Origin of the sequence: Candidatus Erwinia haradaeae (assembly GCF_900698985.1) — a bacterium.
Taxonomy (GTDB): domain Bacteria; phylum Pseudomonadota; class Gammaproteobacteria; order Enterobacterales; family Enterobacteriaceae; genus Erwinia_E; species Erwinia_E haradaeae_B.
The window spans coordinates 409,621-422,667 of the sequence record NZ_LR217730.1; the positions used below are offsets into that span (position 1 = coordinate 409,621).

Here is a 13,047-nt window from a genome sequence, read left to right on the forward strand (position 1 = left end):
TATGATCTAAAAATGATATATATCTTATGATACTTGTATTGTGTTCCTCTTTTTAGATAAGTATCAATTTATAGTAATTGCAATAAATACTAAGATGTATCTATATATTTATTATTTATTAGCTAATATTAATTCTTGTTGTTATGAAGAATTCATTTTTATAAAAATTTTATTTAATTATAAATATATTATTATAGATTATCAATACAATAGAGATAGATTATATTAAAGATAATAAGCTTTAGTTTTTATTAATAATATTTAAATATATTATTATAACGTTTAATCTAAACAATATAAATATTATAGAGGTTCTTATTAAAATATTTTCGATAGATTGTTATTTTTTAGTTCTGTCTAAATTGTTTATAATCTTCTATTCAAGATGGTAAGATTAGTGCATTATTTTTATGAATTAGCTGCATTTCTTTTAGTTTTTACTTTTGAACTGTATTTAAGGAAAGATCGATCTATTCTTCTTGATTTTGTTTAGATAACATTTTTAAGAGCGCAAAATCACTAAAAATTTTATTAAAATATAAACCAATAACTAGCTGAATTCAAGTGGAATGATATAAACAGTCTAAGGAGAAATATTATCTAGCAGAATACGTTTTAAACATGATAAGCTGAGTAAAATTTTATATTGACAGTTTTGGATAACTATACGTATACATAGTATGTAATATTAAATATATTCTATTTATTAATATAATTTGTTAGCTAAGTGTAGATATTAAAGTCTAGGATCCATACATAATTTATCATGATATGATGATTATATGTCGTTAGGTAATTTCTTTTAAATAGATTTATTGATTGCTAACTGTAAGAGATCTATATGATTATTTTTATGATTTATAAATATAATATCTCAAATTTAGATCATATATAAGATATATGGAAGATATATTGTATTATAATATGAATATTTATTTTGTATTATAAAGTTTTCATGTTGCTTAAATGTTTTATTTACACTTTTTTAGATATAATTAATTGTGTTTGAATGTGTATTTTTTAGAGAACAATTGTTTTTGAGTAAGAGGCATGAAAAAAATAGTTGATGTGTGTTATTGGAAATTCTATCTTAAAGTGGTGTACTTACATTCAACGTACTATAGAATATTGGAATAACTATTGTAAAAATTGTTCTATAATAATCTATGTTTTATAATAATTATTTATGATGAAGTACTACACATTAAGTACTAGGCATAAGAATTAGACATTTATATTATATACTAAATATTAAATGAAGCTATGAGTGTAGTTCTGATTAAAATTAGTATGATATGGTTAATACTTTTCATTTTAATTGATTAATTTTAACTGATGAGGTGCATAACGTATAATTAGTAGAATTAACACTGCTTATAAAGATTACTGTAACTGTTAATTAGATATTTTACCTTTGAGTGATCACAATTTTCTTTAGGAGTTGATTATGATTTTAGTAACACATCCAGCCCCTGATTTTACTGCTGCTGCTGTTTTAGGAAACGGTAATATTATAGAAAGATTTAATTTTATCGAATACATTAATGGAAAAATGTGTGTACTTTTCTTTTGGCCAATGGATTTTACGTTTGTATGTCCATCTGAGCTTATTGCATTTAATAAAAGATATTCAGAATTTCAGAAACGTGATGTAGAGGTTGTTGGTGTATCTTCTGACTCACACTTTGTTCATAGCGCATGGCGTAAAACACCAATTAATCGTGGCGGAGTTGGTGATATTCAGTATATTATGGTTTCTGATATCAAACGTGAAATCCAAAAATCTTGGGGTATTGAGCATCCTAAAATCGGTGTAGCATTACGCGCCTCTTTCTTAATTGACCAGGTTGGTATAGTTCGACATCAAGTGGTCAATGATCTACCATTAGGTCGTAATATTAATGAAATGTTACGTATGGTTGATGCACTTCATTTTCATGAAAAGTATGGAGAAGTATGCCCAGCGCAATGGGAAAAAGGTAAAGAGGGTATTATAGCTTCACCTGATGGAATTTCTCAATATTTAACTAAAAATATAGATCAATTATAATGAATGTATAAGCTTGTAAATAAAGCGACACAAATACTGATATATTCATAATTATAGTATTTTTTTCTGATAGAAAGTTAATTTTTAGGTGAAACTTGAGCATTGGGAGTGTTTTATTGCTAATTCTTAATACTTATAGCTGATGATTTTCTATTTTTTATTATGTAATCCTGAAAGTTACTAGCCTTAGTGTTAATAAAAGCTAGTAACTTATTTGATATTTTTTAATTAATTTAAATTTCATTTTACCTAAAAAGATCATAAAATAAAAATTTTTATCTTGTTTGAGGTTAGCAATAAGATAATAGTCTGTTAGGTTTCTATAAAATGATCACTCTCTCTCTTTTTCTGCATTATTTGAGATAATTATGCGGTTGATACGTGGTATACATAATTTAAGGGCAGGAGATCGTGGTTGTGCATTAACTATTGGTAACTTTGATGGTGTACATCGAGGACATCAGGCGTTACTGGCGCAGTTGTGTAGAAAAGGGCGTCAATGTAATGTTCCAGTAATGGTTATGTTGTTTGAGCCTCATCCATTAGAAAGATTGTCTCTGGAGTCAGCACCTCCGCGTTTAACTAGATTACATGAAAAGTTGTATTATCTGAAACATTCTGGAGTAAACTTAGTATTATGTGCTCGTTTTAGTCGTGATTTTGCTTTACAAAGTGCGCATAATTTTATTATTGATTTATTAATAAATAAGTTAGGTATAACATTGCTAGCAGTAGGGGATGATTTTCGCTTTGGGTCAGGTAGAAGTGGTGATTTTTTTTTATTGCAAAATGCTTCTATACGTTATGGTTTTCAAATTCTTGGCGCCAAAACGTTATTAAATAATGAACAACGGATAAGTAGTACTGCAATACGTCAGGCATTAGCTACTAATAACTTATCTTTAGCTACAATATTACTAGGGCGCCCATTTAGTATATGTGGAAGAGTGGTACGTGGAGATGCATTTGGTCGTATCCTTGGGTTTCCTACTGCTAATATACCATTATTGCATACTGTAGCACCGATAACGGGAGTGTATATTGTATGTGTCAAAACATTGAACCATCAAGTTTTTCATGGTGTAGCAAATATTGGAAGGCGCCCAACATTAGCGCGACCGTATACACAATTAGAAGTGCATATATTAGATGCATCTATTGATCTGTATAGTCAATATATTGAGGTAATTTTTCTTTATAAAATAAGAGATGAAAAGCGTTTTAATTCTTTGTCTGCGTTAAAAAAACAAATTAAAAATGATGTAATAGTTGCTAGAAACTTTTTTGATTAGAAGTGGCTTATATTTATCATAATCGCGTTATATAGAATTTTTTATATAATCATCATGAATAAAGTAATCATTACTTACCTAAAAACGAGATCTTTATTAGTAAGATTTATAAGAATTGAGAAGCCTTTAGAAGGTTTGTGATACGGAATATATTTTTATATATAAAGCTATATAAAGCTATATAAATTATTAATTTATATAATTATCTAATAAAATTATTTATATATATAATATAGATAAATATATATCTAGAACTTGTTTAACAAGTAGAAAGTCATGCGTACTTTAAATAAAATCTTATTGAATTTTAGTGTTAATGTGATCTTTGAATTAAATAATATTAATCTTTTCCGTGAGTAGATTAAAAGCGGAATATAACTTTTTTAGTAAATTGTAGAATAAGGATTTGTAATATTTATCTGACTAGTAATCGTACAATATCATTAAAAATTATTATATAATAATATTATCATTCTGAGAACATTAAAAAGGTTACTTCTATTTTAGACTATTACATTCTAGTAACCCTGAATCATATCTTAATAATATAAAGTTTATAGAAAAGATTGATATGCATTATTAATGAAGATGTAATATTAAAAAATATTTTTATAAAGCTTTCAGTAAATAAAAATATTTTCAATAATTAAATGTTATATGTTAAAAACTAAATAGTGATTTAGAATTTATTCTATTTAATTTATGATAGTAATCATACTATAGCATTTTTAAAATAGTGTAAAATATTTTTTAGTATTGCATATTAAGATATGATTTAGTTAATTTTAAAAAATATATTTTTATAGACACTTAGTAAAGAAGTGTTATTTAGATTTTATCTAAAGATGAAAAGTTGGTATGTGTATTGATTTAAAATTTATAAACGTCTCTGGTCTGTAATAGACCTTGAGTATTTTAGATATGTACATAGAGTTTATGTGTTCCCACAAAGGATTCATTATGCGTTTTTGCCTCATGGTTACAGGACCAGCTTATGGAACTCAAAATGCTAGTAGTGCTTGGTTATTTGCTAACGCAATTATAGCTAACAAGCATACTCTTGATAGTATTTTTTTTTATCGTGAAGGTGTTATGAATGGAAATGCATTACATTCGCCTGCTAGCGACGAAGTTAACTTGACTAATTGTTGGCAAAAATTACATCAGAAACATGGTGTCATACTGAATATTTGTGTTTCTGCAGCACTACGACGTGGCATTTGTAATCAAAAAGAATCATTAGCGCTGGACTTAGGAGCAGATAATCTAGCTATAGGTTTTCGGTTTACTGGTTTAACCTCATTAGCAGAAGCAGTACTTACCTCTGACCGAGTAGTAAAATTTTAATGAATGATATTGCTTTTCTTTTTACACAGTGTCCGCATGGTTCTAGTTCCGGACGTGAAGGTTTGGATGCAGTTTTAGCAACATTAACGCTAACTAAAAAAATTGGCTTATTTTTTGTTAGTGATGGTGTTGTACAATTATTACCAGGACAAAATAGTGATCTTATTTTGGCACGTAATTATAGTGTCACATTCGGTATTCTTCCTTTATATGATATAATACAATTTTATGTTTGTGCAGCAGCGCTAGAAGAGCGTGGTATACCAGCTAAGAACCAGTTTCTTATAAAAGTAAATGTATTGCTTCCAAGAGATCTACGTATTATGTTAAATCACTATGATCAAGTGATTACTTTCTAGGATTATTATGCTACATACTATCTCTCGATCACCTTTTTATTGTGATTTCCCAGCTATTTTGCGTCTTATTTCAGAAGGGGATGATGTCTTGTTATTAGAGGATGGTGTTCTTGCTGGAACGCAGGGGTCTAATATTCTTGAAGGGCTTTTAAGCGCAAGGATAACCTTATATATTTTAAGGGAGGATCTTGTCGCTCGTGGTCTGCTAATATATATCTCCTCACAGGTACAAGTTATCAGTTATGATGGATTTATAAAACTAAGAATAAAAAATCTTCAGCAAATAGCATGGTAAATTACATATGATGGTTCTTTTGTTATTTCTTGACTTTTGATAGTATTAAGTTTAAAATTTTAACTTAGTATTATTTTCCAGTCACAAGGAAAAATTACTGGCATAAGAAAAATCCAGGGGTCTAGGAGTGAGTTATGGCAACAGTTAACCAGTTAGTGCGAAAACCACGTGTACGAAAAGTTGTAAAAAGCAATGTACCTGCGTTAGAGGGGTGTCCTCAAAAACGTGGCGTATGTACGCGCGTTTACACGACCACCCCTAAAAAGCCAAATTCAGCTTTGCGTAAAGTATGTCGTGTTCGTTTAACTAACGGGTTTGAAGTTACCTCTTATATTGGAGGAGAAGGTCATAATCTTCAAGAACATTCTGTTATCTTAATTCGTGGTGGTCGTGTAAAAGATTTACCAGGTGTACGGTATCATACCGTACGTGGTTCATTAGATTGCTCTGGTGTTAAAGATTGTAAGCAAGCACGCTCTAAATATGGTGTAAAAAAATCAAAATCTTAAATTTTTAAATGATTGTATGTGAGAGTTCAGAAAGTCTAAATTGTACTAACTAAGATGAAGTATTATTTGATTTATATAGTTTTAAAAGATTATATAGTTTTAAAAGAACCTAAAAGTTTTTAAGTGTTATGAATGAATAATGGAGCATCTTATGCCACGTCGTCGCATTATAGGTCAGCGTAAAATTTTACCTGATCCAAAATTTGGCTCTGAGCTGCTAGCTAAGTTTGTCAATATTCTTATGGTTAATGGTAAAAAATCTATTGCTGAAACTATTGTCTATCGTGCGATAGAAACTGTGATCCAGCGTTCTGGCAGGCAGGGGCTAGAAATATTTGAAGATGCTTTAGATCATGTGCGTCCGATCGTAGAGGTAAAATCTAGACGTGTTGGTGGGTCTACATATCAAGTACCCGTAGAAGTTCGTCCAGTACGTCGGAATGCGCTTGCAATGCGTTGGATTGTTGAGGCGGCTCGTAAACGTAGTGATAAATCTATGGCGTTACGTTTAGCAAATGAACTGGCTGATGCTGCAGACAATAAAGGGAATGCAGTAAAAAAACGTGAAGACGTTCATCGTATGGCTGAAGCTAATAAGGCATTTGCTCATTATCGTTGGTAAAATTATATCAACATGATTCATCATCATACAGAGATTGAATAATTGAATATATTAATATAAATAGCTAATTTGCTTACCGTATTGACTAAAACACCAGAGACTCAGAGGAATCATATGGCTCGTAATACACCTATAATGTGTTACCGTAATATCGGTATTAGTGCACACATCGATGCAGGTAAAACGACAACCACTGAACGTATTTTGTTCTACACTGGTGTAAACCATAAAATTGGTGAAGTTCATGACGGTGCAGCCACTATGGATTGGATGGCGCAGGAGCAGGAACGCGGTATTACTATCACCTCTGCAGCTACAACTGCTTTTTGGTCTGGTATGGCTAAGCAATTCTCGTCTCATCGCATTAATATTATTGACACTCCAGGGCATGTAGATTTTACTATTGAAGTAGAACGTTCAATGCGTGTTTTAGATGGTGCAGTTATGATTTATTGTGCGGTAGGGGGTGTGCAACCACAATCTGAAACAGTTTGGCGTCAAGCTAATAAATATATAGTGCCACGTATTGCCTTTATTAATAAAATGGATCGAATGGGTGCGAATTTTTTAAAAGTTGTCAATCAAATTAAAGTGCGGCTTTCAGCAAATCCAGTACCAATTCAGTTAGCTATTGGTGTAGAAGAAACATTTATTGGTGTTGTTGACTTGGTAAAAATGAAAGCTATTCATTGGAACGATGCTGATCAAGGTGTGACTTTTACATACGAGACAATTCCTCCTGATATGAAAGAATTAGCGGAAGAGTGGCATCAAAAATTACTTGAGTCTGCAGCTGAAGCTTCTGAAGAATTAATGGATAAATATCTAAGTGGTCAAAAATTGACTGAAAAAGAAATTAAGGGTGCTCTGCGTCAACGTGTTCTTAACAATGAAGTAATTCTGGTAACATGCGGTTCAGCTTTTAAAAATAAAGGTGTTCAGGCAATGTTAGATGCTGTTGTTGAGTATCTTCCAGCGCCAACTAATGTGCCTGCGATAAAAGGTGTTTTAGATGATGGAAAAAACACTTTAGTAGAGCGTTGTTCAGATGATAATGAGCCATTTTCGGCACTGGCTTTTAAAATTGCTACAGATCCATTTGTAGGTAATTTAACTTTTTTTCGTGTATATTCTGGTGTTGTTAGGTCTGGTGATACGGTAATGAATCCAGTAAAATCACAGCGTGAACGTTTAGGTCGTATTGTCCAAATGCATGCCAATAAGCGCGAAGAGGTAAAAGAAGTATATGCGGGTGATATTGCTGCCGCTATCGGTTTGAAAGATGTTACGACCGGTGATACTTTATGTGATGTAAATAATGTTATTATTTTAGAGCGTATGGAGTTTCCTGATCCAGTTATTTCTGTAGCAGTGGAACCAAAAACTAAAGCTGACCAGGAAAAAATGGGTATAGCTTTAGGTCGTTTAGCAAAAGAAGACCCTTCATTTCGTGTATGGACCGATGAAGAATCATCTCAAACTATTATTGCTGGTATGGGAGAGTTGCATTTAGAGATATTAGTTGATCGGATGAAGCGTGAATTTAATGTTTCGGCTAACATCGGTAAACCTCAAGTAGCTTATCGTGAAACTATTTGTCAAAAAGTGACTGATATCGAAAGTAAATATATTAAGCAGTCAGGTGGTCGTGGTCAATTTGCACATATCGTAATTGATATGGGCCCTTTAGAAGAGGGTGGTTTGGGTTATGAGTTTGTGAATGATATTGTTGGTGGCTCTATCCCTAAAGAATTCATCCCAGCTGTAGATAAGGGTATTCAAGAACAACTAAAATCTGGTCCATTAGCTGGATACCCGGTAGTGAATATTAAAGTACGCCTCCATTATGGCTCCTATCATGATGTTGATTCTTCTGAGCTAGCTTTTAAATTAGCAGCTTCTTTAGCTTTTAAGTCTGCATTTAATCAAGCAAAACCTGTTTTATTAGAGCCCGTAATGAGAGTGGAAGTAGAAACTCCAGTAGAATATATGGGTGATGTTATTGGTGATTTAAATCGTCGACGAGGTCTTATTGAGGGCATGGAAGATACTACTACTGGTAAGACTATTCGTGCTCAGGTACCCTTATCTGTAATGTTTGGTTATGCAACCGATTTACGCTCACAAACTCAAGGGCGTGCTTCGTATTCTATGGAGTTTTTAAAGTACTCTGAAGCCCCAAATTATGTTGCTCAAGCTGTTATCGAAGCTCGTGGTAAATAAATTTCTGGGTTTAGCTTATTGAATATTATTTAATTATCCCCACCAAGTATCGTGATGGTACAGAAAGTAAGGAATATTGTTGTGGCTAAAGAAAAATTTGAACGATCTAAACCGCATGTCAATGTTGGAACTATTGGTCATGTTGATCACGGTAAAACCACCTTAACTGCAGCCATTACAACTGTATTAGCTAAAACGTATGGTGGTACTGCGCGTGCATTTGATCAAATAGATAATGCGCCCGAAGAAAAAGCACGTGGTATTACTATCAATACCTCGCATGTGGAATATGATACTACAAAAAGACATTATGCACATGTTGATTGCCCTGGGCACGCTGATTATATTAAAAATATGATTACCGGCGCTGCGCAGATGGATGGAGCAATTTTAGTAGTTGCCGCAACAGATGGCCCAATGCCTCAAACTCGTGAACATATTCTGCTTGGGCGTCAGGTAGGGGTACCATATATTATTGTTTTTCTTAATAAATGTGATATGGTTGATGATGAGGAATTGTTAGAGCTTGTGGAAATGGAAGTTCGGGATCTTTTATCTCAGTATGATTTTCCTGGTGATGTTACCCCAATTATTTATGGTTCTGCGTTAAAAGCCTTAGAAGGTGATGCTGTATGGGAAGCGAAAATTATTGAATTAGCCAATCATTTAGATAATTACATTCCACAACCTCAGCGTGCGATTGATCAAGATTTTTTACTTCCAATTGAAGATGTTTTCTCTATTTCTGGTCGTGGTACGGTAGTAACTGGTCGCGTAGAACGTGGGGTTATTAAAGTTGGCGATGAAGTAGAGATTGTTGGTATTAAAGATACTGTAAAATCGATTTGCACTGGTGTAGAAATGTTTCGTAAGCTTTTAGATGAAGGTCGGGCAGGAGAGAATTGCGGTATTTTATTGCGTGGTATTAAGAGAGAAGACATTCAGAGAGGGCAGGTTTTGGCTAAGCCTGGAACTATTAAACCTCATACTCAATTTGAATCAGAAGTTTATGTTTTATCTAAGGAAGAGGGTGGACGTCATACTCCGTTTTTCCAAGGTTATCGACCGCAGTTTTATTTTAGAACAACTGATGTAACAGGTACTATAGATCTTCCAGATGGTGTTGAAATGGTTATGCCAGGTGATAATATTAAGATAAAAGCAACCTTAATTCATCCAATTGCTATGGATGAAGGATTGCGTTTTGCTATCCGTGAAGGGGGTCGTACTGTAGGAGCTGGAATTGTTTCTAAAGTAATTTGTTAAAGTTTTACCTCTAAATTATCTTTAAATTTAATCAGAGATCTATAGAGAATAGATATCGTCTTTTGATCTCTGATGTGGTTTTATTAAATAAGAGCAAATATATAGATAAGAAACATTGCAGTTGCTTTGTGTATATACATAATATAATATGTTAATATTAAGAATATTGTACTGATTAATACTAACAGTATGATGTTAAAAGAAATATGTTATCACTAATACATATCACTCATAACTTGTATTTTTTTTTATAACTAAAGATTATACGTGTATACTAATTTACAAAAAGATTAGTTATAGTATTTTTTTATAAAATAATTGGAGTTCTGGTATAATGCAGAACCAAAGAATTCGTATCCGTCTGAAAGCTTTTGATCATCGTTTAATAGATCGATCTACCTTAGAGATCGTAGAGACAGCTAAAAGAACCGGCGCACAAGTACATGGTCCTATTCCATTACCAACACGCAAGGAGCGTTTTACTGTCCTAATTTCTCCTCATGTTAATAAAGATGCAAGAGATCAGTATGAGATTCGCACACATAAGCGTTTAGTTGATATCGTCGAGCCTACTGAAAAAACAGTAGATGCATTGATGAGACTAGATCTAGCTGCCGGTGTAGATGTGCAGATTAGTCTAGGTTAGTTTGCATATTCAGCAGGAAGAGGGTCAAAATGATTGGTTTTGTTGGAAAAAAAGTTGGAATGACCCGAATCTTTACAGAAGAAGGTTTTTCTATACCTATTACTGTAATTCAGTTAGAAGAAAATCGTGTCACTCAAGTAAAAAAAGTTAACACAGATGGTTACACTGCTATTCAAGTAACTACCGGTATAAAAAAAATAAATCGTATTACTAAACCTGAAGCGGGTCATTTTGCGAAATCTGGTATTTTAGCTGGGCGTGGTTTATGGGAGTTTAAAACTTCTAAAGTTGAATCATTTAATATAGGACAAAATATTAATATTCAGATTCTTTCTAATTCTGGTGTAAAAAAAGTTGATGTCTCTGGTTTTTCTAAAGGTAGAGGTTTTGCTGGTACCGTTAAGCGTTGGAATTTTCGCACACAGGATGCAACGCATGGTAATTCATTATCTCATCGAGTTCCTGGATCTATAGGGCAAAATCAAACTCCAGGAAAAGTATTTAAAGGAAAAAAAATGGCAGGCCATATGGGAAATCAACGTGTAACTATTCAAAGCTTGCAAGTGATGCGTATTGACGTTGATCGAAATCTTCTTTTAGTGAAGGGAGCAGTTCCTGGTGCCACTGGCGGTAATCTAATCATTAAACCAGCTGTAAAGGGGTAAAGAGGTATAGAAATGGAATTAGTATTAAAAGATGCACAAGGGGTGCCAACTGTTTCTGATACTGTCTTTAATTGTAATTTTAACGAAGCCTTAGTGCACCAGGTAGTTGTTGCATATGCAGCGGGTTCCCGTCAGGGTACTCGTGCACAGAAAACTCGAGCCGAGGTAACTGGATCAGGTAAAAAACCATGGCGTCAGAAAGGAACGGGTCGTGCGCGTGCTGGTTCCGTTAAAAGTCCGATTTGGCGCTCTGGTGGTATAACTTTTGCTGCTAAATCCAAAGATTATAGTCAAAAAATTAATAAAAAGATGTATCGTGGCGCAATGAAAAGTATCTTTTCCGAGCTTATACGTCAAGATCGTTTACTTATTGTTAAGACATTTTTAATAGAAGAACCTAAAACTAGACTGTTGATAGATAAGCTTCAAAAGATGGGTTTAAATAATGTATTAATTATTCTCTGTTCTATAGAGGTAAATTTACTTCTTGCTTCACGTAATTTATATACAGTTAAGGTATGTCAGGCGGCAGGTATTGATCCAATTAGCTTAATTTCTTATAAAAAAGTTATAATTACCGCTGATGCTATGAAGCAGATAGAGGAGATGTTTATATGAACTTGGAAGAACGCTTACTAAAAATATTGCGTAGTCCTCATATTTCTGAAAAAGCTTCTACTTCAATGGAAAAAAATAACACTATTGTTCTTAAAGTTTCTATAGATTCTAGTAAATTAGAAATTAAAGAGGCTATACAGAAGATTTTTTCAGTAGAAGTGGAATGCGTAAATACATTGTTAGTAAAGGGTAAATCTAAGCGTTATAAACAACGTATCGGTCATCGTAAGAGCTGGAAAAAGGCTTATATCACTATTAAATCAGGTCAAAATGTAGCCTTGGTGGGCGGAACTGAATAAAGAAGGAGTGGTAGAATAATAATGACAATTGTGCAATGTAAACCGACATCTCCTGGTCGTCGTCATATGGTTAAGGTAATCAACTCGGAGCTACATAAAGGAAAACCATTTGCCTCTCTTGTAAAAAAACATACTAAAACTGGTGGTCGTAATAATACCGGTCGTATTACCACCAGACATATTGGTGGGGGGCACAAGAAGGCGTATCGCGTGATTGATTTTAAACGGAATAAAGATGGAATCCCAGCACTTGTTGAGCGTCTTGAATATGATCCAAACCGGTCTTCTAACATTGCGTTAGTGCTTTACCAAGATGGTGTACGTCGTTATATTTTAGCACCTAAAGGGGTAAAATCTGGTGATCAAATACAATCTGGTATTGGAGCTATTATTAAAGTTGGTAACACATTACCTATGCGTTATATTCCAGTTGGATCTACTGTACATAATGTAGAAATGAAACCAGGGAAAGGCGGGCAGATTGCGCGATCAGCTGGGTCTTATGTACAAATCGTTGCTCGTGAAGGTTCTTATGTTACATTACGCTTGCGTTCTGGTGAAATGCGCAAAGTGGAGATAGATTGTCGTGCCACTTTAGGTGAAGTCGGTAATTCTGAGCACATGTTGCGTGTTTTAGGTAAATCAGGTGCTGCTAGGTGGCGAGGTATTCGCCCTACTGTTCGTGGTACAGCCATGAATCCTGTTGATCATCCGCATGGTGGAGGTGAAGGCCGTAACTTTGGCAAGCATCCCGTTTCTCCTTGGGGTTTGCAAACTAAGGGTAAAAAGACTAGAAGAAACAAACGTACTGATAAATTTATCATACGTTGTCGTAGTAAATAAATTTAAAGGATAA

14 protein-coding genes are annotated in these 13,047 nt (G+C 33.4%); all 14 read left to right on the forward strand.

Going from position 1 to position 13,047, the window contains the following annotated elements:
* Positions 1–1,447: 1,447 nt before the first annotated feature.
* The 14 genes from ERCIPSPA2889_RS01220 to rplB all read left to right on the forward strand — a co-directional run bounded on the left by ERCIPSPA2889_RS01220 (position 1,448) and on the right by rplB (position 13,034).
* Entirely contained in the window at positions 1,448–2,050 is a 603-nt protein-coding gene (locus ERCIPSPA2889_RS01220) for a peroxiredoxin C (RefSeq protein WP_157989058.1), read from the forward strand.
* A gap of 368 nt (positions 2,051–2,418) precedes the next feature.
* Positions 2,419–3,342 carry a bifunctional riboflavin kinase/FAD synthetase gene (gene ribF / locus ERCIPSPA2889_RS01225; protein WP_157989059.1) on the forward strand — a complete coding sequence of 308 codons (924 nt, stop codon included), beginning with the start codon at positions 2,419–2,421 and terminating at the stop codon, positions 3,340–3,342.
* A gap of 960 nt (positions 3,343–4,302) precedes the next feature.
* Positions 4,303–4,689 (forward strand): sulfurtransferase complex subunit TusD, encoded by a 387-nt coding sequence (tusD, locus tag ERCIPSPA2889_RS01230; RefSeq protein WP_157989060.1) that lies wholly within the window; start codon positions 4,303–4,305, stop codon positions 4,687–4,689.
* The gene (gene tusC, locus ERCIPSPA2889_RS01235; protein ID WP_157989061.1) at positions 4,689–5,048 is read left to right on the forward strand and encodes a sulfurtransferase complex subunit TusC; all 360 of its coding nucleotides are present in this window, start codon (positions 4,689–4,691) and stop codon (positions 5,046–5,048) included. The genes tusD and tusC overlap by 1 nt, the downstream gene beginning before the upstream one ends.
* A 7-nt stretch (positions 5,049–5,055) precedes the next feature.
* The gene (gene tusB / locus ERCIPSPA2889_RS01240; protein ID WP_157989062.1) at positions 5,056–5,343 is read left to right on the forward strand and encodes a sulfurtransferase complex subunit TusB; all 288 of its coding nucleotides are present in this window, start codon (positions 5,056–5,058) and stop codon (positions 5,341–5,343) included.
* A 134-nt stretch (positions 5,344–5,477) separates the two neighbouring features.
* Positions 5,478–5,852: a 30S ribosomal protein S12 gene (gene rpsL / locus ERCIPSPA2889_RS01245; protein ID WP_157989063.1), complete on the forward strand. Its 375-nt coding sequence runs from the start codon at positions 5,478–5,480 to the stop codon at positions 5,850–5,852.
* A 151-nt stretch (positions 5,853–6,003) separates the two neighbouring features.
* On the forward strand, positions 6,004–6,474 hold the full coding sequence (gene rpsG / locus ERCIPSPA2889_RS01250; RefSeq protein WP_157989064.1) for a 30S ribosomal protein S7: 471 nt from the start codon (positions 6,004–6,006) through the stop codon (positions 6,472–6,474).
* Between the two features lie 114 nt (positions 6,475–6,588).
* The gene (gene fusA, locus ERCIPSPA2889_RS01255; protein ID WP_157989417.1) at positions 6,589–8,697 is read left to right on the forward strand and encodes an elongation factor G; all 2,109 of its coding nucleotides are present in this window, start codon (positions 6,589–6,591) and stop codon (positions 8,695–8,697) included.
* Positions 8,698–8,778: 81 nt separating this feature from the next.
* The gene (gene tuf, locus ERCIPSPA2889_RS01260) at positions 8,779–9,963 is read left to right on the forward strand and encodes an elongation factor Tu (RefSeq protein WP_157989065.1); all 1,185 of its coding nucleotides are present in this window, start codon (positions 8,779–8,781) and stop codon (positions 9,961–9,963) included.
* A 334-nt stretch (positions 9,964–10,297) separates the two neighbouring features.
* Positions 10,298–10,609 carry a 30S ribosomal protein S10 gene (gene rpsJ / locus ERCIPSPA2889_RS01265; protein ID WP_072666160.1) on the forward strand — a complete coding sequence of 104 codons (312 nt, stop codon included), beginning with the start codon at positions 10,298–10,300 and terminating at the stop codon, positions 10,607–10,609.
* Positions 10,610–10,638: 29 nt separating this feature from the next.
* Positions 10,639–11,274 (forward strand): 50S ribosomal protein L3, encoded by a 636-nt coding sequence (rplC, locus tag ERCIPSPA2889_RS01270; RefSeq protein ID WP_157989066.1) that lies wholly within the window; start codon positions 10,639–10,641, stop codon positions 11,272–11,274.
* Between the two features lie 12 nt (positions 11,275–11,286).
* Complete coding sequence (gene rplD / locus ERCIPSPA2889_RS01275; protein WP_157989067.1) at positions 11,287–11,892, forward strand: 50S ribosomal protein L4; 606 nt, start codon at positions 11,287–11,289, stop codon at positions 11,890–11,892.
* Entirely contained in the window at positions 11,889–12,191 is a 303-nt protein-coding gene (gene rplW / locus ERCIPSPA2889_RS01280; RefSeq protein WP_157989068.1) for a 50S ribosomal protein L23, read from the forward strand. Before rplD ends, rplW begins: the two co-directional genes overlap by 4 nt.
* A gap of 21 nt (positions 12,192–12,212) precedes the next feature.
* The gene (gene rplB / locus ERCIPSPA2889_RS01285) at positions 12,213–13,034 is read left to right on the forward strand and encodes a 50S ribosomal protein L2 (protein WP_157989069.1); all 822 of its coding nucleotides are present in this window, start codon (positions 12,213–12,215) and stop codon (positions 13,032–13,034) included.
* Positions 13,035–13,047: the final 13 nt, after the last annotated feature.

What these genes read in the sequence shown, in the direction of transcription:
- ERCIPSPA2889_RS01220 (WP_157989058.1), top strand. Translation starts at nt 1,448, where the DNA reads ATGATTTTAGTAACACATCCAGCCCCTGATTTTACTGCTGCTGCTGTT.
- ribF (WP_157989059.1), top strand. Translation starts at nt 2,419, where the DNA reads ATGCGGTTGATACGTGGTATACATAATTTAAGGGCAGGAGATCGTGGT.
- tusD (WP_157989060.1), top strand. Translation starts at nt 4,303, where the DNA reads ATGCGTTTTTGCCTCATGGTTACAGGACCAGCTTATGGAACTCAAAAT.
- tusC (WP_157989061.1), top strand. Translation starts at nt 4,689, where the DNA reads ATGAATGATATTGCTTTTCTTTTTACACAGTGTCCGCATGGTTCTAGT.
- tusB (WP_157989062.1), top strand. Translation starts at nt 5,056, where the DNA reads ATGCTACATACTATCTCTCGATCACCTTTTTATTGTGATTTCCCAGCT.
- rpsL (WP_157989063.1), top strand. Translation starts at nt 5,478, where the DNA reads ATGGCAACAGTTAACCAGTTAGTGCGAAAACCACGTGTACGAAAAGTT.
- rpsG (WP_157989064.1), top strand. Translation starts at nt 6,004, where the DNA reads ATGCCACGTCGTCGCATTATAGGTCAGCGTAAAATTTTACCTGATCCA.
- fusA (WP_157989417.1), top strand. Translation starts at nt 6,589, where the DNA reads ATGGCTCGTAATACACCTATAATGTGTTACCGTAATATCGGTATTAGT.
- rpsJ (WP_072666160.1), top strand. Translation starts at nt 10,298, where the DNA reads ATGCAGAACCAAAGAATTCGTATCCGTCTGAAAGCTTTTGATCATCGT.
- rplC (WP_157989066.1), top strand. Translation starts at nt 10,639, where the DNA reads ATGATTGGTTTTGTTGGAAAAAAAGTTGGAATGACCCGAATCTTTACA.
- rplD (WP_157989067.1), top strand. Translation starts at nt 11,287, where the DNA reads ATGGAATTAGTATTAAAAGATGCACAAGGGGTGCCAACTGTTTCTGAT.
- rplW (WP_157989068.1), top strand. Translation starts at nt 11,889, where the DNA reads ATGAACTTGGAAGAACGCTTACTAAAAATATTGCGTAGTCCTCATATT.
- rplB (WP_157989069.1), top strand. Translation starts at nt 12,213, where the DNA reads ATGACAATTGTGCAATGTAAACCGACATCTCCTGGTCGTCGTCATATG.